Annotated in this window: 19 protein-coding genes; 18 read left to right on the plus strand and 1 reads right to left on the minus strand. The window is 38.4% G+C overall.

Annotation, left to right across the window (positions count from 1 at the left end):
• Nucleotides 1-17 precede the first annotated feature (17 nt).
• From FC64_RS05110 to FC64_RS05125, 4 genes are all read left to right on the plus strand, one after another.
• On the plus strand, nt 18-947 hold the full coding sequence (locus tag FC64_RS05110; protein ID WP_081035658.1) for an alpha/beta hydrolase: 930 nt from the start codon (nt 18-20) through the stop codon (nt 945-947).
• Nucleotides 948-1,075: 128 nt separating this feature from the next.
• The gene (locus FC64_RS05115; protein ID WP_057906848.1) at nt 1,076-2,623 is read left to right on the plus strand and encodes a UDP-N-acetylmuramoyl-L-alanyl-D-glutamate--2,6-diaminopimelate ligase; all 1,548 of its coding nucleotides are present in this window, start codon (nt 1,076-1,078) and stop codon (nt 2,621-2,623) included.
• On the plus strand, nt 2,613-3,869 hold the full coding sequence (locus FC64_RS05120) for a carboxylate--amine ligase (protein ID WP_057906849.1): 1,257 nt from the start codon (nt 2,613-2,615) through the stop codon (nt 3,867-3,869). Before FC64_RS05115 ends, FC64_RS05120 begins: the two co-directional genes overlap by 11 nt.
• 5 nt (nt 3,870-3,874) lie before the next feature.
• Nucleotides 3,875-4,588 carry an aspartate/glutamate racemase family protein gene (locus tag FC64_RS05125; protein WP_057906850.1) on the plus strand — a complete coding sequence of 238 codons (714 nt, stop codon included), beginning with the start codon at nt 3,875-3,877 and terminating at the stop codon, nt 4,586-4,588.
• A gap of 37 nt (nt 4,589-4,625) precedes the next feature.
• Here the strand turns inward: FC64_RS05125 and FC64_RS07415 are convergent, their stop codons facing one another.
• Nucleotides 4,626-4,754 carry a DUF4044 domain-containing protein gene (locus tag FC64_RS07415; protein ID WP_086427353.1) on the minus strand — a complete coding sequence of 43 codons (129 nt, stop codon included), beginning with the start codon at nt 4,752-4,754 and terminating at the stop codon, nt 4,626-4,628.
• Nucleotides 4,755-4,896: 142 nt separating this feature from the next.
• Between FC64_RS07415 and FC64_RS05130 the strand changes: the two genes are divergently transcribed.
• From FC64_RS05130 to FC64_RS05195, 14 genes are all read left to right on the plus strand, one after another.
• Nucleotides 4,897-5,259 (plus strand): DUF3397 family protein, encoded by a 363-nt coding sequence (locus FC64_RS05130; RefSeq protein WP_057906851.1) that lies wholly within the window; start codon nt 4,897-4,899, stop codon nt 5,257-5,259.
• Between the two features lie 219 nt (nt 5,260-5,478).
• Nucleotides 5,479-5,910 (plus strand): division/cell wall cluster transcriptional repressor MraZ, encoded by a 432-nt coding sequence (mraZ, locus tag FC64_RS05135; protein ID WP_057827717.1) that lies wholly within the window; start codon nt 5,479-5,481, stop codon nt 5,908-5,910.
• Nucleotides 5,911-5,918: 8 nt separating this feature from the next.
• A complete protein-coding gene (gene rsmH, locus FC64_RS05140) occupies nt 5,919-6,866 on the plus strand; it encodes a 16S rRNA (cytosine(1402)-N(4))-methyltransferase RsmH (RefSeq protein WP_057906852.1) in 948 nt (315 codons plus the stop codon).
• Nucleotides 6,867-6,889: 23 nt separating this feature from the next.
• Nucleotides 6,890-7,249 carry a cell division protein FtsL gene (ftsL, locus tag FC64_RS05145; RefSeq protein WP_057906853.1) on the plus strand — a complete coding sequence of 120 codons (360 nt, stop codon included), beginning with the start codon at nt 6,890-6,892 and terminating at the stop codon, nt 7,247-7,249.
• A complete protein-coding gene (locus tag FC64_RS05150) occupies nt 7,249-9,399 on the plus strand; it encodes a penicillin-binding protein (protein ID WP_057906854.1) in 2,151 nt (716 codons plus the stop codon). The genes ftsL and FC64_RS05150 overlap by 1 nt, the downstream gene beginning before the upstream one ends.
• A gap of 17 nt (nt 9,400-9,416) precedes the next feature.
• Nucleotides 9,417-10,379 carry a phospho-N-acetylmuramoyl-pentapeptide-transferase gene (gene mraY, locus FC64_RS05155; protein WP_057906855.1) on the plus strand — a complete coding sequence of 321 codons (963 nt, stop codon included), beginning with the start codon at nt 9,417-9,419 and terminating at the stop codon, nt 10,377-10,379.
• Between the two features lie 24 nt (nt 10,380-10,403).
• Entirely contained in the window at nt 10,404-11,783 is a 1,380-nt protein-coding gene (gene murD / locus FC64_RS05160) for a UDP-N-acetylmuramoyl-L-alanine--D-glutamate ligase (protein WP_057906856.1), read from the plus strand.
• On the plus strand, nt 11,780-12,877 hold the full coding sequence (murG, locus tag FC64_RS05165) for an undecaprenyldiphospho-muramoylpentapeptide beta-N-acetylglucosaminyltransferase (RefSeq protein ID WP_057906857.1): 1,098 nt from the start codon (nt 11,780-11,782) through the stop codon (nt 12,875-12,877). The genes murD and murG overlap by 4 nt, the downstream gene beginning before the upstream one ends.
• 23 nt (nt 12,878-12,900) lie before the next feature.
• On the plus strand, nt 12,901-13,731 hold the full coding sequence (locus FC64_RS05170; protein ID WP_057906858.1) for a cell division protein FtsQ/DivIB: 831 nt from the start codon (nt 12,901-12,903) through the stop codon (nt 13,729-13,731).
• Nucleotides 13,732-13,859: 128 nt separating this feature from the next.
• Nucleotides 13,860-15,230 carry a cell division protein FtsA gene (gene ftsA, locus FC64_RS05175; protein WP_057906859.1) on the plus strand — a complete coding sequence of 457 codons (1,371 nt, stop codon included), beginning with the start codon at nt 13,860-13,862 and terminating at the stop codon, nt 15,228-15,230.
• A gap of 39 nt (nt 15,231-15,269) precedes the next feature.
• Complete coding sequence (gene ftsZ, locus FC64_RS05180) at nt 15,270-16,511, plus strand: cell division protein FtsZ (protein WP_057906860.1); 1,242 nt, start codon at nt 15,270-15,272, stop codon at nt 16,509-16,511.
• 18 nt (nt 16,512-16,529) lie between these two features.
• A complete protein-coding gene (locus FC64_RS05185; RefSeq protein WP_057906861.1) occupies nt 16,530-16,961 on the plus strand; it encodes a cell division protein SepF in 432 nt (143 codons plus the stop codon).
• A 14-nt stretch (nt 16,962-16,975) separates the two neighbouring features.
• Entirely contained in the window at nt 16,976-17,233 is a 258-nt protein-coding gene (locus FC64_RS05190; protein WP_057906862.1) for a YggT family protein, read from the plus strand.
• Nucleotides 17,234-17,249: 16 nt separating this feature from the next.
• Nucleotides 17,250-18,032: a YlmH family RNA-binding protein gene (locus FC64_RS05195; protein ID WP_057906863.1), complete on the plus strand. Its 783-nt coding sequence runs from the start codon at nt 17,250-17,252 to the stop codon at nt 18,030-18,032.
• The last annotated feature ends 54 nt before the right edge of the window (nt 18,033-18,086 follow it).

An 18,086-nucleotide genomic window follows, 5' to 3' on the forward strand; every position in this document is an offset into this window, starting at 1 on the left:
GAGAATGAGAAATGAAAATGGCAGAAAAGAGAAAGAAAAACTGGCTTTGGTTAAAAATTTTAATTGGTTTTTTAATTGCATTAATTGTAATTTATCTTGGAATTTGTTTTTACTTCATTAACTATGGGTTTGGAAGAAAGACCAAAACACCGGATCAATCGACCCACGAAGCAATTGAGTGGCTCAATAAGACGTCGCAACAAACTTGGCACGAAACAGCGGTTGGTAACAAGGATATTCAGTTAGTTGCGCGATATGTACCTGCAGCTGAAAAGACAAATAAAACAATTGTGGTTGCCCATGGTTGGCATGAAAATTCACAACTGATGGCCCGGTATATTAAAATGTTCCATCAATTAGGATATAATGTTTTAGCTCCTGATGATCGTGGAAGTGGGCGCAGCGGTGGCAAGTACCTTTCATTTGGCTGGCTTGATCAGTTAGATTATGTCAAGTGGATTCATCAAATTATTGATCGGGAAGGCTCAAACGTTGAAATTGGTCTTTTTGGTGTAAGTATGGGTGGAACAACGGTTATGAATGTTAGTGGGCAAAAACTTCCGCCCCAAGTCAAATGTGTGGTTGAAGACTGCGGCTTTAGCAGCATTTATCAAGAATTTTATGATGTGATCACGCACGACTTTCATATTCCAGCGGGACCAATTTTAGCCGGCGGGGCCTATTTAGCGCAGCCAGTGATTGGGTTCAACTTTAATGATGCGAATACATTAAAGCAACTTGCAAAGGATAAACTTCCAATTTTATTTATTCATGGTGATAAGGATGATTTTGTCCGAACATACATGGTTTATCAAAACTATCGCGCAACGAAAGCACCAAAAGAAATTTGGATCACCAAGGATACAGGGCATGCCCATTCGTTAAAAAATCATTACCAAGCATACAGGGCGAAAGTCGGTGCATTTTTTGCGCAATATTTAAAGTAGTTTGCGCAGAATATGATAGAATATAATCTATTAAATTAAAATTAGCGAATGCCACTTCATTTTATTTTTGATTAAAATTATGGCAAAATTAAAGTCAAGAAGTTAGTGATTTGAGTGAAGGTGAGAACATGGCAATTAATTTGGAAGATGCGCAAATTTTACTGGAAGAACATCATTTGCTGAAAGAGCAGTTTAATGGTCGAAAATATAATTTCAAACATGTCACGTATGATTCGCGACAGGTTGAGCAGGATACATTGTTTTTTTGTAAAGGAAACTTTAAAAAGGAATATCTTACAGATGCAATCGATCACGGAGCAACCGGTTATGTCGCAGAAGAAAAATACGTTGATGACGGTCAGACTTCTTTTTTGATCGTAACGGATGTTCAAAAAGCAATGGCGCTTTTAGGGGCTGCATTTTATGGTTACCCGCAAAATGATTTATTTGTAATCGGAATCACTGGAACGAAGGGAAAAACGACCAGTTCTTATTTTGCAAAGGGAATCCTCGATCAAATGACCGCCAAGCGCACCGCTTTGTTTTCAACCGTAAATCGGGTTGTGGGGCAGCGACCAGAAGATACATTCAAATCAAATTTGACGACCCCAGAATCGCTTGATTTGTTTCATGATATGCGCAAAGCCGTTGATAATGGGATGACACACTTGGTGATGGAAGTTTCATCTCAGGCGTATAAGAAAAATCGGGTCTACGGCCTTCATTATAATGTCGGAATTTTCCTTAATATTTCGCCGGATCATGTTGGTGAAAATGAACATCCAACGTTTGCAGATTACCTATTTTGTAAGGAACAGATTCTTGCCAATTCCGATTATTGTATTTTAAATGTTGATACAGAACATTTTAAGGATATCTATTATGCGGCAAAATCGGATGTTGAGTCAGAACGGTTATTGACATTCACGCATACTGATAATCAGACTTTACCGGATGAGAATCCAATTGATGTTCAAATTGAAAATCTTCAGGAAACGTTACTCGATAGTCAATTTAAATTGCATGCCTTAACTGCCAAGGCCAAGGATCTTCACCTTGAGGGGACTTACTCGATTACAATTCCAGGGGATTATAACGAAGGAAACGCAACTGCAGCAATCATTGCATCGATTCTTGGTAATGCTACTCAAGAAGATGCAGTTCAAGGATTAAAACACGTTAAGGTCGCTGGGCGAATGGAGATGGTTCAAACTAAGAACCATGGATTAGTTTATATCGACTATGCGCATAACTATGCAAGTTTGCATGCGTTGTTAGAATTCTTAAAAGCTCAGCGAAAAGTTGAACGTCTGATTGTGGTTGTCGGCTCAACCGGGAATAAGGGCGTTTCACGCCGTGAAGGTTTCGGGAAAGCAATCAGTCAAGGAGCAGACGTTGCAATTTTAACAAGCGATGATCCGGGATATGAAGATCCGATGAAGATTGCCCAAGAAATTGACCAATATATTGATCATCAAAGAGTTCAGGTTTTCTTTGAAATGGATCGAGCAACGGCAATTAAAAGGGCAATTGAAATGGGAAAGCCGAATGACGTGGTTGTTCTGGCTGGTAAGGGAGAAGATAAGTATCAAAAAATCAATGGAGTTGATACCCCATATCCAAATGATTTAAATGTTGCAAAAAATATTGTGAAGGGATTAGAAGATGAACAGTAATTTACCAGATTTTACACCAGTTTTATTAGGAAGTGACTTTAATGTATATGGAATGGCGCGTTCGTTTTATGAATTAACGGGCAAACCAGTTAAGGCGTTTGCAGAACAGCAATTAGCCCCGACCCGGTTTACCAAAATCGTTGACTTGGAGTTAATTGACGGCTTTGCCGATGATCCACAATGGATCAATTCAATGCTTAAAATCAAGGAACGGTACCGTGGTCATCAAGAACCCGTAATTTTAATCGGCTGCGGGGATGGTTATGCCGAATTGATTTCAAAACATAAAGACGAATTAAGCGATGTTTTTGTGTGTCCATACATTGATTTTGATTTGTTGAGACGGTTGAATAAAAAAGAATCATTTTATGAAATCTGTGATCAATACAACCTGCCATATCCGAAAACAAAGGTTATTACAAAAGAAATGTGGGCTAGTGATGAACCCATTGAACAGCCATTTGATTATCCGGTGGCTTTAAAGCCATCAAACAGCGTTGAATGGGTTGATATTCATTTTGATGGCCGGAAGAAGGCTTATCGGGTAAAATCACGACCTGAATTAGATGAGATTTTACAAAAAGCCTATACAAACGGATATGAATCAGATTTCATCTTGCAAGATTTTATTCCTGGTGACGACAGTAATATGCGGGTATTGAACGCTTATGTCGATCAAAATCACCATGTTAAAATGATGTGTTTAGGCCATCCATTATTGGAGGACCCATCACCATCTGCAATTGGAAATTACGTTGCAATTTTGCCTGAATATAATAAAGACATTTATCAACGTTTCCAAAAGTTCTTGGAAGATATCAAGTTTACCGGCTATGCAAATTTTGATATGAAATATGACTCACGTGACAACACGTATAAATTGTTTGAAATCAATTTGCGGCAAGGTCGGAGCAGTTTCTTTGTTACACTTAATGGTTATAATCTTGCTCAATGGGTTGTTCGTGACTACGTAACCAAAGATCTTGCAGATGCCGAAGCTGTATATGGAAATAAAGATGCAAATAAACACCAACTCTGGCTTGGAGTTCCTGTGAAGGTCTTCAAGAAGTACGCTCGTCAAAATGGCGATAAGGAACGCGCACTTGATTTGATCGATCATAAACGTTATGGTATGACATACCGTTATGATAAGGACATGAATATTAAACGATGGGCACTCTTAAAGTGGATGGAACACATCTATACTAAGAATTTCAACCGTTACTTCAAAGAAAACAAAGGATGATCAGAATGAAGAAATTCTTTACGATTATTGGCGGAATGGGCACGATGGCAACAGAAAGCTTTATCCATCAGTTAAATAAGCGGATTCCGGCAAATTGCGATCAGGATTATCTGGATTATATTTTGCTGAATCATGCAACGATTCCAGATCGGACAGCTTATCTTTTGGATAACTCCAACCCAAGCCCATTTCCAGATTTAGCGGAAGACATTAAGCAACAAGCTAAATTGAATCCGGAATTTTTTGCAATCCCATGTAATACCGCCCATTATTTTTATGATGATTTGCAAAAATTAACGGAAATTCCGATTCTTCATATGCCCCGTGAAGCGGTTAAGGAAATCGGAGACAAGTATCCAAAAGCCAAACGGATCGGGTTGTTAGCAACCCATGGAACGATTGCAGATCATGTTTATGAAAATGAGATCAAAAAAGCGGGATATGAATTTGTCGGCCCGACGGATGCAATCCAAGCTAAAACCAATGAATTGATTTATACGGATATCAAGGAACATGATCTTGTTGACCGTCAGTTATTCCACGGATTGGTTAAAACAATGATCAATGAACGAAAGTGTGACGTAGTAATTTTAGGATGTACTGAATTGTCACTTGCACAGGAACGGGAACCGATCGATGGAATGCCGATCGTTGATGGTCAAATCGTCTTGGTTGAACGGACTCTTGAAAAGGCAATGAAGCTGCAAAAAGGAAAGTAATAAAAAACGGTTTTCAGTTGAAAACCGTTTTTTATTTTTATAAATTGAAAAGACTCCCGAATGCACCAAAAATAACCGCACCGATCGTAAAAATCAACATTAACCACACAACGACCATGGTGACCTTTTGGAAAGTCGACTTTTTCTTTTTCTTTTTTGCCACAATAAATCATCCTTTAATATCAATTACACAAGTTACTATACCGTTGATAATTTGGAGTGTCAAACTAAGATTCAATCTAAAATTGAAAATTATAATCAGAGTTTATATAATTGAATGCAGAGTTCTTTTTAAATGAGGGTATGAAATGATTAAAGAATGGTATATCCAATTATTGATTTTGATTTTGGTGTGGTTGATCCTCACCCTTTTGAAAAAAAAGTTTTTCAGAAAACAATTAAAAAATTTCAAACGGCTTGATGTGATGAGTTTATTCTTAGTAGTTGCGATTCATTTTCTTTCGCAAGACGTGATGGGACTATCGATCATTCCATTTTTGATCTGTGGATTATCGGCTTATGGATTGATTATGACGATTTTGTATGCATTAATGGAAGGACAGATCCTATATAAGAAGTTTTTAATTAAGTTTTGGCGGGTTGCTGATATTTTATTTTTGGGAACGTACTGTGTATTATTGATTTTTAAAATAGTATCGTTTTTCAATTAAAGAAGAAAAAAGGTTGGGATGACATTCCGGCCTTTTTTAATTGGCTTAAAAAATTAGATTTGGTGTAAAAGCGTTAGTTTTACAATGGTTTAGTGTCAAAAAAACATTGTAATAAAAACTTAATTTTTATTAGGTGGTTTTTACTCAATACTAAGTGGTTGAAAGTGGGGGAATGTGGTAAGATGTTAAATGAAGGTAATTAGAAGGTGGTGAGGGCACGTGTTCATGGGTGAATTTCAACATTCAATTGATTCAAAAGGTCGGTTGATTATTCCTGCAAAATTTCGTGATCAGCTTGGTTCGAAATTTGTAATCACCCGTGGATTGGATGGGTGTCTTTTTGGATATCCAATGGATGAATGGCGTGTTCTTGAAGAAAAACTGAAAAAATTGCCTCTTAATAAACGTGATGCCCGTTCGTTTGTACGTTTCTTTTATTCAGCAGCAACTGAAAGTGAATTAGATAAGCAAGGACGAATCAACGTTCCGAAAACTTTACGTTCCCATGCTGGACTAGAAAAGAAATGTGTGATCGTTGGTGTATCAAACCGCTTTGAAATTTGGTCAGAAGAACGGTGGAACTCATTTACTGATGAAGCCGAAGAAAACTTTGATGAGATTGCGGAAAATATGATTGATTTTGAATTTTAGGAGAGATTATGGCTGAGTTTAAACATGTGACGGTTTTGCTGAATGAAGCAGTTGAAAATTTAAAAGTCAAGCCAGACGGGGTTTATGTAGATTGTACCTTAGGCGGTGGCGGACATACCCGGAAGATTTTATCTCAGCTAAATGAAAACGGACGATTATTTTCCTTTGATCAGGATCAAACAGCGATTGAATATAATCAGAAAGCTCTTGACAATCATCTTCAAAGTGGGAAACTAACCTTAGTTAAGGATAATTTTCGGAATATTAAGAAACGTCTTAATGAATTGGGAGTTTCTAAAATTGATGGGGCCGTTTACGACCTTGGAGTTTCATCACCGCAATTTGATGTTGCTCAACGCGGGTTTAGTTATAAACTCGAAGCACCATTGGATATGCGAATGGACCAAGGTCAATCGTTAACTGCGAAACAGATCGTTAACGAATGGTCATTTAACGATCTTGTTCGGGTTTTCTCCCGTTATGGTGAAGAAAAATTTGCAAAGTCGATTGCCCGGAAGATTGAAAAGCAGCGGCAAATTCAGCCGATTCAAACAACAACGGAATTGGTTGAAGTGATTAAGGCTGGGATTCCGGCCAGGGCTCGTCGTAGGGGAGGCCATCCTGCTAAAAGAGTTTTTCAAGCTTTACGAATTGCGGTTAATGATGAACTTGGTGCCCTTGAAACTTCATTGGAACAAGTTCTTGAAATGTTAAATATTAATGGTCGAGTAAGTGTAATTACTTTCCAATCACTTGAGGATCGACTTGTTAAGAGCATGTTTAAAGAAAAAACTAGTTTACCGGATTTACCACAAGGATTACCGGTTATTCCTCAGGAAATGGAAGTTAATTATCGATTGATTAATCGCAAACCGATTTTACCAACTAAAAGCGAAATTGAAACAAATCACCGCGCACATTCTGCTAAGTTGCGCGTCATTGAACGAATAAAATAAGAGAATATGGGGTTGTGAATAGGATGGCTGAAACAGCACGCAAAATTGTAAATTATTCAAATATTAGGAAGCAAAAAACAGTTCAAATCGATCCGCTTGATGTGCAGAAGAAGAAATTTAAACGGCGGGAACGATTAGCTGTATGCGTTTCTTTAGGATGGGCAGCACTACTTGGCTGTGTGACGATTTCATCATCAATTCACGTTAATACGGCGCAAAGCGGTTTACAGGCGGTTACAACGCAAGTAACAAAGCTTAATAGTAAAAATTCAAATATTCGCCAGGAAATTAGTGAACTTTCAAGTCGTTCGCGTTTAATGGGAATCGCTAAGAAAGACGGCCTTTCATTGAATGAACAAAATACAAGGAATGTAACTAAATAATGAATAATCAAAATAAGCGCAAGATAGAAGAAAATACAGAAGATAGCAAGCAATTTGGAAAACTGATCTTTTTCATAGTTCTCAGTGTTTTTGTATTGATTATCTTCCGCTTTTTTTATGTCGGCATTTTTCATCGTGCTGACGGCGTTAATTTGCGTCAAAAAGTGGAACAGTTGTATGCAAAACGGACTGAAATCAAAGCTAAACGGGGAACGATTTATGATGCAAATGATCAAGTAGTCGCTGAAGATACAACAACATATTCTGTATATGTCGTCCTTTCAAAGGAAGCCCGGACATTTGACGGAAAACCTGCTTACTTGAAAGCTTCAGAAAAGGATAAGGCAGCTAAAGTTTTAAGCAAAAATCTTGGAACGTCATACTCAAAGATCAAGAAGATTTTGTCACCAAAAGATCCAGATGTTTACCAAGTTGAACTGGGAGCGGCTGGGAAGAATATTTCGCTTGAAACGAAAAAAAGAATTCAAGCAGCTCATATTACCGGAATCGACTTTACGCCTTCTGAAGCTCGACTATACCCAAATGGAACGTTTGCTTCACATTTGATTGGGTTAGCTGAAAACGAAAACGGTAAACTTCTTGGAATTATGGGAATTGAGAAGAACTATAATTCTGAATTAGCAGGACAAAATGGAGTCAAAAGCGAGCAAACAGATATCGAAGGAACTAAGTTGCCGTGGACGAAAGCAGTCGCTCGTCCGGTTAAAAATGGGGATAATGTCTATACGACACTTGATGGTCATTTGCAAAACTACTTGGAAACGTTAATGACCAAAGCCGAAGAAACATATCATCCCAAGAATATGAATGCAGTTTTAATGAATGCCAAAACGGGTGAAATTATTGCGGCAACTCAACGTCCAACGTTTAATGCTCAAACACGGGTCGGGTTAAACAATTCATGGACGAATACATTGACTGAATCTGCATATGAACCGGGTTCATGTATGAAGATTTTCTCAATGGCAGCTGCAATTAATAGTGGAATCTATAATCCAAACGCAACTTTTATGTCAGGAAAATACGACATTGATGGAGCGTATGTTTATGACTGGGATCGCAATGGTTGGGGACCAATCACATACCGGCAAGCATTCATTCGGTCATCAAATGTCGGAATGGCCCACTTGGAACAGCAAATGGGTGCTAAACGGTGGTTACGTTATTTGAAATCGTTTGGTTTTTTAAAAGCCGTAAATGGGCCTGGTTTAGGAACTGAAGCCAGCGGTGCGATCGGCTATAAATATCCAATCGATCAAGCTAATACAGCTTATGGTCAAAGTATTGATGTAACGGTCATGCAAATGATGCAAGGCTTCTCAATGCTGGCCAATAACGGTGAAATGGTTCAACCACGATTGATTAAGAAAATTGTTAATCCAAATACCGGAAAGACGGTTTACCGATCAAAACGAAAAGTTGTTGGTCATCCAGTAACAGCATCAACCGTTAAACAGGTTTTAGGAATGATGCAAGACGTTATTACTGATCCGAATGGGACAGGTCAAGCATATAAGATTAACGGTTATAATGTCGGAGTTAAAACTGGGACGGCTCAAATTGCCAATCCGAAGGGTGGCGGTTATCTGACTGGTGATATGAATTATATCTTCTCAGTTGCTGGGGTTGCACCATTGAATAATCCAAAATATGTATTGTACATTACGATGCAGCAACCGCAAACGTTTGGCAATGAAGAAGTTGCAACTAAGGCTCTTGCAACGGTCTTTAACCCAATGATGAAACAAGCGTTACAAGATGATAGTTCGAGTGGTTCAAACCAAAACAATAAGGTCCCAAATGTTAAGGGCTTAAGTATTGCAACGGCTAAACAAGAGTTGCAAAAGACAGGCGCAAACGTAATTGTTTGTGGTAACGGAGTAAAGATCAATCAGCAATCTGTTGCTGCGGGTCAAACAATTATGAAAGGTTCAAAGGTTATTCTTGTTACAAATGGTGCAAAGACGATTCCAGATATGACGGGATGGTCACGCAATGACGTAAACAACCTTGCAAACATGTTAGGAATCAAAGTTCACTTTGATGGAACAGGTTTTGTAAAATCCCAAAGTGTTTCACCAAATACGGTTGTAACAAAGAATCAGCAAGTTAACATTGCACTGCAATAAGACAAGGAGAAATAGCAATGACGTTTATTAAATTATTATTTCCATTTTGCATGAGCTTAATTTTGACGGTGGTATTTTTACCAGTGTTCATTAATTATGCCCATCGCAAAAAACAAGGCCAAATGATTCGTGAAGAAGGTCCGAAGTGGCACGAAAAAAAATCAGGGACCCCAACAATGGGAGGCTTTGTCTTTAATTTTGTAATTTTGATTACCGGGATTATTGTCCCGCTTGTTTATAAATGCTTAAATCCAAGTGTTTTAGTACTTGATTTTATTTTGATTTTGTATGGCTTTCTTGGGTTTTGGGATGACTCAATCAAATTATGGAAGAAACAAAATGAAGGGCTAAAACCGTGGCAGAAACTTGCCGGGCAGATTCTTGGCGGAATCGTTTTTCTGGCAGTCTACTATTTTGAAGGCTTTCCGTTCTCAATCAGTTTCTTTGGTCATGAAATTCATTTAGGATTTCTTTACGCTTTGTTCGTCATGTTCTGGTTAGTTGGATTTTCAAATGCGGTTAATTTAACGGATGGAATTGATGGCTTGGTTGCGGGACAGTCGATCATTGCTTTTGGAGCATATGCAGTCATTGCGTGGGCTCAAGATCAGTTCGGTGTTTTGATTTTCTGCGTTGCTGTAATGGGGGCATTGGTTGCATTTTTGTTCTTTAACCACAAGCCAGCAAAAATTTTTATGGGTGATATGGGTTCCCTTGCCCTTGGGGGTGCGCTTGCAGCTGTTTCAATTTTAGTTCATCACGAGTTGTCGCTACTTGTGATTGGAATTATCTTTGTAATTGAAACCGCAAGTGTAATTCTTCAGGTAACATTTTTCCGGTTAACTGGGAAGCGAATTTTTAAAATGAGTCCAATTCATCACCACTTTGAAATGTGTGGCTGGAATGAATGGCAAATTGACATTGTTTTTTGGATCGTCGGTTTAATTGCTGCTGCGATTTCAGTAATGGTAATTTTATAAAATATTAGGAAGAAGTTAGTTGTCATGAAAAACATTAGTTCTTACCAAAATAAACAAGTTCTTGTAATCGGAATGGGAAAAAGCGGGGTAAATTCAGCTAAACTTTTAATCAAGTTAGGAGCACAAGTAATTGTCAATGACAAGACTGATCAGCCTGATCAATCACAAGTCGATGAACTTAAAAAAATCGGGGTGAAGGTTGTTACTGGTAGTCACCCACTTGAGTTACTGGATGGAACAACGACGGTTGTTAAGAATCCGGTTGTTCCATATAACAACCCGTTAGTTGCGAAAGCAATTGAAGAAAAAATTTCAGTTATTACCGAACCTGAACTTGCATATCAGGTTTTAGATGCAACCATGATCGGAATTACCGGAACTAATGGAAAAACAACGACAACAACAATGATTACGGAAATGTTAAATCGGAACCGGTCAAAGGGTAAAGCCTATGCAGCTGGAAATATTGGAATTCCGGCAACGGAAATTGCGCAACAGGCAACCTCCGATGATGTGATGGTAACTGAATTATCAAGTTTCCAATTAATGGGAATTAAAACGTTACATCCACACATTGCGGTTTTAACTAATATTTATGAAGCTCATACAGATTGGCACGGATCACACGCCAATTATGTGAATGCCAAAATGCGGATTCTCATGAATCAAACGGAGAATGATTATTTTGTTGTTAACTGGGATAATGAAGAAGCCCGGCAATTTAGCAAGCATACTCAAGCAACCGTTGTTCCGTTTTCACGTGAAGGACGAACAGAAGAGGGCGCATACGAAAGGGACGGAGTACTTTATTTCAAAGGCGAGAAGATCATCGATGCTGATCAAATTGGTGTTCCAGGCTTGCACAACGTTGAAAATGCGCTTGCTGCCCTTGCTGTTGCCAAATTAATGGGACAAACAACTGAAAATATCAAAGAAGTTTTGCAACAGTTTACAGGTGTGCGTCACCGAATGCAATATATTACAACTTTTAATGAACGCAAATTTTACAACGATTCAAAGGCAACAGATATTGAAGCGACCCAAAAAGCATTAGATGGATTTAATCAATCAGTTGTTTTACTGGCAGGAGGGCTTGATCGTGGATTCAAATTTGATCGATTAGTACCGTATTTTAAAAAGCATGTACGAGCATTAGTTGTGTTTGGCGAAACAGCCGGTTTGATGGCTAATGCTGGGAAAAAAGCTGGAATAAAAGAAATTGTAAAGACCAAGAATGCGGTTACGGCAGTTCCTGAAGCATACCAGTTAAGCCAGCCTGGTGATGTGATTTTACTCTCACCTGCATGTGCAAGTTGGGATCAATGGCCAACTTTTGAAGTCCGCGGAGATCAGTACATTAAAGCGGTCGAAGATTTGATCAAGAAAAAGGAGGAAGCAAAATGAGGATATTAGTTTCTGGCGGTGGGACTGGAGGACATATTTATCCAGCCCTTGCATTAATTGATGAAGCCAAGAAAAAAGATCCAACAACGAAGGTTTTGTATGTTGGAACTAATCGCGGGCTTGAAAGCCGAATCGTTCCGGATGCGGGAATTGATTTTAAAACAATTGAGATTCAAGGCTTTAAACGGTCGCTTTCATTGGAAAACTTTAAGACGGTTTATTTGTTCTTAAAGAGTATTCATGAATCCAAAAAGATTATTAAAGAATTTAAGCCTGATGTCGTTGTTGGAACTGGCGGCTATGTTTGTGGATCAGTCGTTTTTGCGGCATCACAAATGCATATTCCGACTATCATTCATGAACAAAACAGTGTTGCCGGAGTAACCAATAAGTTTTTAAGTCATTTTGTTGATAAGGTTGCAATTTGTTTTGACGATGTTCGTTCAAATTTTCCTGAAAACAAAATTGTGTTTACCGGAAATCCGCGGGCACAACAAGTTGCATATATGGAAAACAAAAATCGATTAGAAGAATATGGGTTAAAAGATAATTATCCGACTGTTTTGATTTTTGGAGGATCACGAGGTGCGGAGGGCATTAATCAAGCTGCGTTAGATGCAGCTTCAAAGTTTAAGGATCAAGCTTACCAAGTTCTTTTTGTAACTGGTCAGGTTCATTACGAAGAAATTAAAAAACAGGCAGCTCAAAAAGAGATTCCTTCGAATATGGTGATTCAGCCATATATTGGTAATATGCCTGAAATCCTTCCGGAAATTGATTTGATTGTTGGTCGTGCAGGTGCAACAAGTTTAGCTGAAATTACGGCTCTTGGAATTCCTTCAATCTTAATTCCAAGTCCATACGTAACCGCTGATCATCAGACTAAAAATGCGATGAGTTTGGTAAACAGGAATGCTGCTAAAATGATTACCGAAAAGGAATTAACAGGTGCAAAATTAGCTGATGTCGTTGATCAATTGATGAATGATTCAACTCAACGAAGTGAAATGGCGAAGAATGCTTCAGATGCAGGAGTGCGGGATGCGGCCGATCGGTTGTATAATGTATTAAAAGATTTGGTTAACCAAAAATAAGTTTGAGGGATAATGATATCAAAATGAAGAAACTCAAAAAGTCAAATGCCGAGTTAACCCCATGGGAAAAGGCACAAAAGAAACGCAAACAAGCCAAAAAACATCATCGGCCAACGACTGCCCGGTCCTTTGTAAAAAAACTTCCGCGGACAAATAGTTTACGGAAACAGCGACTTGCAAAGGGAACAATTGCGTTAATTGCGTTTTTTGGAATCACGTTTGCAGTATCGTTATTTTTCATTCTTCCGTTTAGCAGAATCCTTTCACTTCAGGTGAATACGAATGACGATGCAACCCGAACAGCTGTTGTGAAAGCAAGTAATTTGCATTACTACGAATCATTGTTTGGGGTATGGCCTGAAACTGCGAAGATTGAAAATCAGATCCATGAAAAGGTTCCCTCTGTAAAAAAAGCAACGATTCAATATCAGGGAACACATGTAAAGATAAACGTTGAAGAGTATCCAACAATTGGGTATGTAGTGAGAAATAATAAATATTACAAGTTGACTTCTTCAGGAATGATCGATAATTATGGATCGAATAATCCAAAAGAAAATTATCCGATTTTCTATAATTTTAAAAATAAAGATCGTCTTCTTGAAATGACGAAGCAATTTAATAAATTACCAGCTAAAGTTAAAAAGGGAATTGCAGAAATTCACCTTGAACCGACGAAGGCCGATCCGGGTAAAATCAAATTGTATATGAACGACGGTAATCAAGTAATTGCTTCAATTGATACGTTTGCTGAAAAAATGCAATATTATCCAAGCATCGTTTCAAAGATGAATTACACGGGAGTTGTTGATCTGGAAGTTGGAGCGTACTCATATCCTTATGGTAAAAATTAATATTTTTGAAAAAAACTCGGAAACCCTTGATTAAAGGTAGTAAATTGTTTTATTTATATGGTAAAATTTAAACTAAGATACTTTTCTTGAAACTAATTAAGAAAAACTGGATTGGAGGATAAAAAAAGGTGGAAAATTCCGGAATTTATGTAGGATTGGACATCGGAACAACTTCGATCAAAGTCGTAATTGCAGAATTTATGAAAGGCCAGTTAAATATTATTGGCTATGGCAGTTCACATTCCGCTGGCTTGTCACGTGGTGTAATTGTAGACATTGACCAAGTTGTTGCTACAATTAAGGAAACAATTAAACAAGCAGAACAAAAAGCAAACATTGAAATTGAAAATGTAACGGTTGGGGTTCCAGCCAATATGTTACAAATTCAACGGTGCAAAGGCATGATCGCGGTTGGCGGTCAAGATGGCAATTCTGCTGAGATTACAGATGAGGATGTTCACGAAGTTACCCGGGCAGCGTTAGTTCAAAATTTGCCGCCAGAACGTGATGTGATCGATATCGTTCCAGACGAGTTCTTTGTTGATGACATTGATAATATTAAAGATCCGCGTGGAATGATGGGCGTTCGGTTAGAGATGCAAGGAGTAATGTACACAGGCCCGAAGACAATTTTACATAATATTCGTAAATGTGTTCAACGAGCAGGATTAAAGATTCAAGATATTGTGGTTGCTCCGATTGCACTTTCTGAATATGCATTGAGTGATGCCGAACAGGACTTTGGGGCGGTTTTGATCGATCTTGGTGGTGGTCAAACAACGGCGGCTGTTGTTCATGATCATAAAGTAAAGTATACTTATGTTGATCAGGAAGGCGGCGACTACGTAACCCGCGACATTTCAATTGTTTTGAATACATCCTTTGAAAATGCTGAAACGTTGAAGCGGAATTACGGGTATGCCCTTGCTGAAATGGCTTCATCTGAGGATTCAATTCCAGTTGAAGTTGTTGGTCAACAAGAGGATGAAATGGTTACTGAAGAATATCTTTCAGAAATTATTGAAGCTCGAATGCGGCAAATTTTTGAAAAAATTAAGCAATCACTTGGAAGCATTAATGCTTTTCAGCTTCCAGGTGGAGTCGTTTTAACAGGTGGAATGGCTGCATTACAAGGAGTAACAGAGCTAGCACAAGAAATTTTTGAGGTTCCGGTAAAAATTTTCTATCCTCAAGAAATGAATTTACGTTCACCACAATTCTCACAAGTTATTGGTTTAATTGAAGACACAACTCGTCAAAATGAAATCAATATGGTTGTTAAGAGCACATTGAATAACATTGACACTGTTGTAAAACAAGAACCAGTGCAAGCTTCTTCAATGAAAGTCGTTAAAAAGACTAACATGAAGAACGTAAAGACAAAACCGCGGAAAGCGGCTAAACCAGTTGAGAAACAAGCTAAACAAGATAAGTCAGCTGAAAAGAAGCATCATTCGATTTCAGGTTTGAAAGATTGGTTTGGCAGTTTCTTTGATTAATTAGTTTAAGAAACAGATTAAATAACGGAGGAGAACTAAATGGACTATGAAGTAGACGAAAACAACAAGGCAAACATTAAAGTAATCGGCGTCGGCGGTGCTGGTGGTAACGCGGTTAACCGGATGATTGCTGAAGACGTTAAGGGTGTTGAATTTATTGCTGCAAATACAGATGTTCAAGCATTAAAAAATTCAAATGCTGAAACAAAAATTCAATTAGGACCAAAATTGACAAAGGGGCTTGGGGCAGGTGCTAACCCTGATATCGGTGAAAAAGCTGCTGAAGAAAGTGAAGAACAAATTTCTGAAGCTTTACAAGGCGCTAACATGATCTTTGTTACTGCCGGAATGGGTGGCGGTACCGGTACCGGTGCAGCTCCAGTAATTGCAAAGGTTGCAAAGGAAATGGGTGCATTAACTGTGGGGGTCGTAACCCGTCCATTCTCATTTGAAGGTCCAAAGCGTGCCCGTTTTGCCGCTGAAGGCGTTCAAAAGATGAAGGAACACGTTGATACTTTGATCATCATTGCTAATAACCGTTTGTTAGAAATTGTTGATAAAAAGACTCCAATGCTTCAAGCATTCCAAGAAGCAGATAATGTTTTGCGTCAAGGTGTTCAAGGAATCACTGATTTGATTACGTCACCAGGTTACGTTAACTTGGACTTTGCCGACGTTACAACTGTGATGAAGGATAAAGGTTCAGCTTTGATGGGAATTGGTTCAGCAAACGGTGAAAACCGGATTGAAGAAGCAACTAAGAAAGCTATTTCATCACCATTGTTGGAAGTTTCAATTGATGGGGCTGAACAAGTGCTGTTAAACATTACTGGCGGTCCAGATTTGAGCTTGTTTGAAGCTCAAACTGCTTCAGAAATTGTAACGGACGCTGCTTCAAGTGACGTTAATATTATCTTTGGGACATCAATTAACGAAAATCTCGAAGATGAAGTGGTTGTTACCGTAATTGCAACCGGAATTGACAAAAAGCGCAACGCTCGTAAACCAGTTAAGAAGCCGGCTTCAAACGGAATTTTAAATTCAAACCGGAACGCTGCTTCAAGTCAACCAGCATCAAGTTCACGAGGAAATGATCCACTTGCTGATTGGGACATTACAACTGAAATGAACGGTAATTCTCATGTAGCAAACCAACGTGATAATTTCCAAGACGTTGAAAAGAAAGACTTTAATGTATTTGGTTCTGATTCATCAAATAATAATTTTGATCAAGATGATGATGACAGTATGCCACCATTCTTGCGTCATCGTCGGAAATAGTGAAGGAGGCTTGAGGTCATGTCATTAACTGATCGGATTAGTCATTTTTTTAATGGATACGACGATGAAACGGAATATGATAATTATGATAATGGTTCATCACAAGTAAGAACAGAAAGTGAAGGGCCTCAGGGCAATCAAAAAAATCGAATTATGTCAATTGTAGGTAAAGGTGATCATTCGCAAAAAAAGATCATGTTGTTCGAACCCCGGGTGTTTTCAGATGCTAAGCAAATCGCATCCCGCCTTTTAAATGGGCAAGCAGCAATTATCAATTTTGAACGGATGGACAACCAACAATCGCGTCGAATCGTTGATTTCTTATCAGGGGTGACTTATGCCATTGATGGGGATATTAAACGAATCGGTGAACAAATTTTTCTATGCACTCCGTCTGAATTTTCAGTTGAAGGAATGCTTAATGAAGCCGTCAAGCTTCAAGACTTTTAGTAAGGAGTCAGAAAGTGTTAGTAGGAATTATTAATGGCCTATTTCAACTTTATACGTTGGCAATTGTTGTGTATTGCTTAATGTCATGGTTCCCGGGGGCTTTACAGACTAAGTTTGGAATGTTTTTAGACCGGATCGTGAGTCCGTTCTTAAATCTTTTCCATTTTATTCCACCGATTTTTAACATCGATTTTTCACCAATCATTGCGTTGATTGTACTGGAATTGGTTGAACAAGGTTTTTTCTTCCTCTTACGGATTTTGATTGGATAATTGAGGTTAATTTCAGATGAATGATGGAATTTACCAGCATTTTCGAAAAGAGGAACGGGTAACAATTGACCAAATTGCATCTTATATTTCGGAAGCGGAATTAAATTATGCGCCGGTGTTAACTGATTTTTTTAATCCGCGAGAGCGGTTTATTGCTCAGGCATTGATTGGAAAGAATTTGGTAATTCAAATGGCAACCCAAGGTGGTTATCAAAATGCTGATCGAAAACGGGTTTTATTTTATCCCCAGTATTTTGAACCGCAAGTTGAGGATTTTGAAATTCAAGTTCTTGAAGTTAATTATCCGGTTAAGTTTGCATCATTGCATCATGGACAAATTTTAGGTGCGCTTGTCCATTCGGGGATTACACGAAATGTTCTTGGCGATATCATAACTGATGGAACACGCTGGCAATTGATTGTTGAAAAGAAAATTGCACCATTTTTGATTAGTCAGCTTGATCGAATCGGGCGAACAAAGGTGAAGCTTAATCCGAAAAAGTTGTCAGAGCTGTTGACGCCAGAAAGTGCATGGCAAGAAGCGCATTTACTTGTTAGTTCACAGCGAATTGATAGTATTATCGCTAGCAGCTATCATTTGTCACGTGGTAAAGCGAAAGAGCTGATTGAAAACGACAAGGTTCAATTAAATTGGATGGAAGTTGCTCGTCCAGATTACATGGTCAGCATTCGCGATATTATTTCAGTGCGTGGCTACGGACGAATTCGATTAGATGCAATTGGGGGAACGACCCATAAAGGAAAGTTGAAAGCTGAAATGGCAATTATTCGGAAGTAGTCCATTTAGACAATAGCGTGTCAATTATTTTAATGATAAAATAACTTATAGTGG

The organism is Ligilactobacillus araffinosus DSM 20653 (assembly GCF_001435375.1).
GTDB classification, from domain to species: domain Bacteria; phylum Bacillota; class Bacilli; order Lactobacillales; family Lactobacillaceae; genus Ligilactobacillus; species Ligilactobacillus araffinosus.

Coding starts and splice junctions, on each gene's coding strand:
- FC64_RS05110 (WP_081035658.1), top strand. CDS start 18: ATGGCAGAAAAGAGAAAGAAAAACTGGCTTTGGTTAAAAATTTTAATT.
- murD (WP_057906856.1), top strand. CDS start 10,404: ATGAAAAACATTAGTTCTTACCAAAATAAACAAGTTCTTGTAATCGGA.
- FC64_RS05120 (WP_057906849.1), top strand. CDS start 2,613: ATGAACAGTAATTTACCAGATTTTACACCAGTTTTATTAGGAAGTGAC.
- FC64_RS05195 (WP_057906863.1), top strand. CDS start 17,250: ATGAATGATGGAATTTACCAGCATTTTCGAAAAGAGGAACGGGTAACA.
- FC64_RS05185 (WP_057906861.1), top strand. CDS start 16,530: ATGTCATTAACTGATCGGATTAGTCATTTTTTTAATGGATACGACGAT.
- FC64_RS05115 (WP_057906848.1), top strand. CDS start 1,076: ATGGCAATTAATTTGGAAGATGCGCAAATTTTACTGGAAGAACATCAT.
- FC64_RS05130 (WP_057906851.1), top strand. CDS start 4,897: ATGATTAAAGAATGGTATATCCAATTATTGATTTTGATTTTGGTGTGG.
- ftsZ (WP_057906860.1), top strand. CDS start 15,270: ATGGACTATGAAGTAGACGAAAACAACAAGGCAAACATTAAAGTAATC.
- ftsL (WP_057906853.1), top strand. CDS start 6,890: ATGGCTGAAACAGCACGCAAAATTGTAAATTATTCAAATATTAGGAAG.
- rsmH (WP_057906852.1), top strand. CDS start 5,919: ATGGCTGAGTTTAAACATGTGACGGTTTTGCTGAATGAAGCAGTTGAA.
- FC64_RS05150 (WP_057906854.1), top strand. CDS start 7,249: ATGAATAATCAAAATAAGCGCAAGATAGAAGAAAATACAGAAGATAGC.
- mraY (WP_057906855.1), top strand. CDS start 9,417: ATGACGTTTATTAAATTATTATTTCCATTTTGCATGAGCTTAATTTTG.
- murG (WP_057906857.1), top strand. CDS start 11,780: ATGAGGATATTAGTTTCTGGCGGTGGGACTGGAGGACATATTTATCCA.
- FC64_RS05125 (WP_057906850.1), top strand. CDS start 3,875: ATGAAGAAATTCTTTACGATTATTGGCGGAATGGGCACGATGGCAACA.
- FC64_RS05170 (WP_057906858.1), top strand. CDS start 12,901: ATGAAGAAACTCAAAAAGTCAAATGCCGAGTTAACCCCATGGGAAAAG.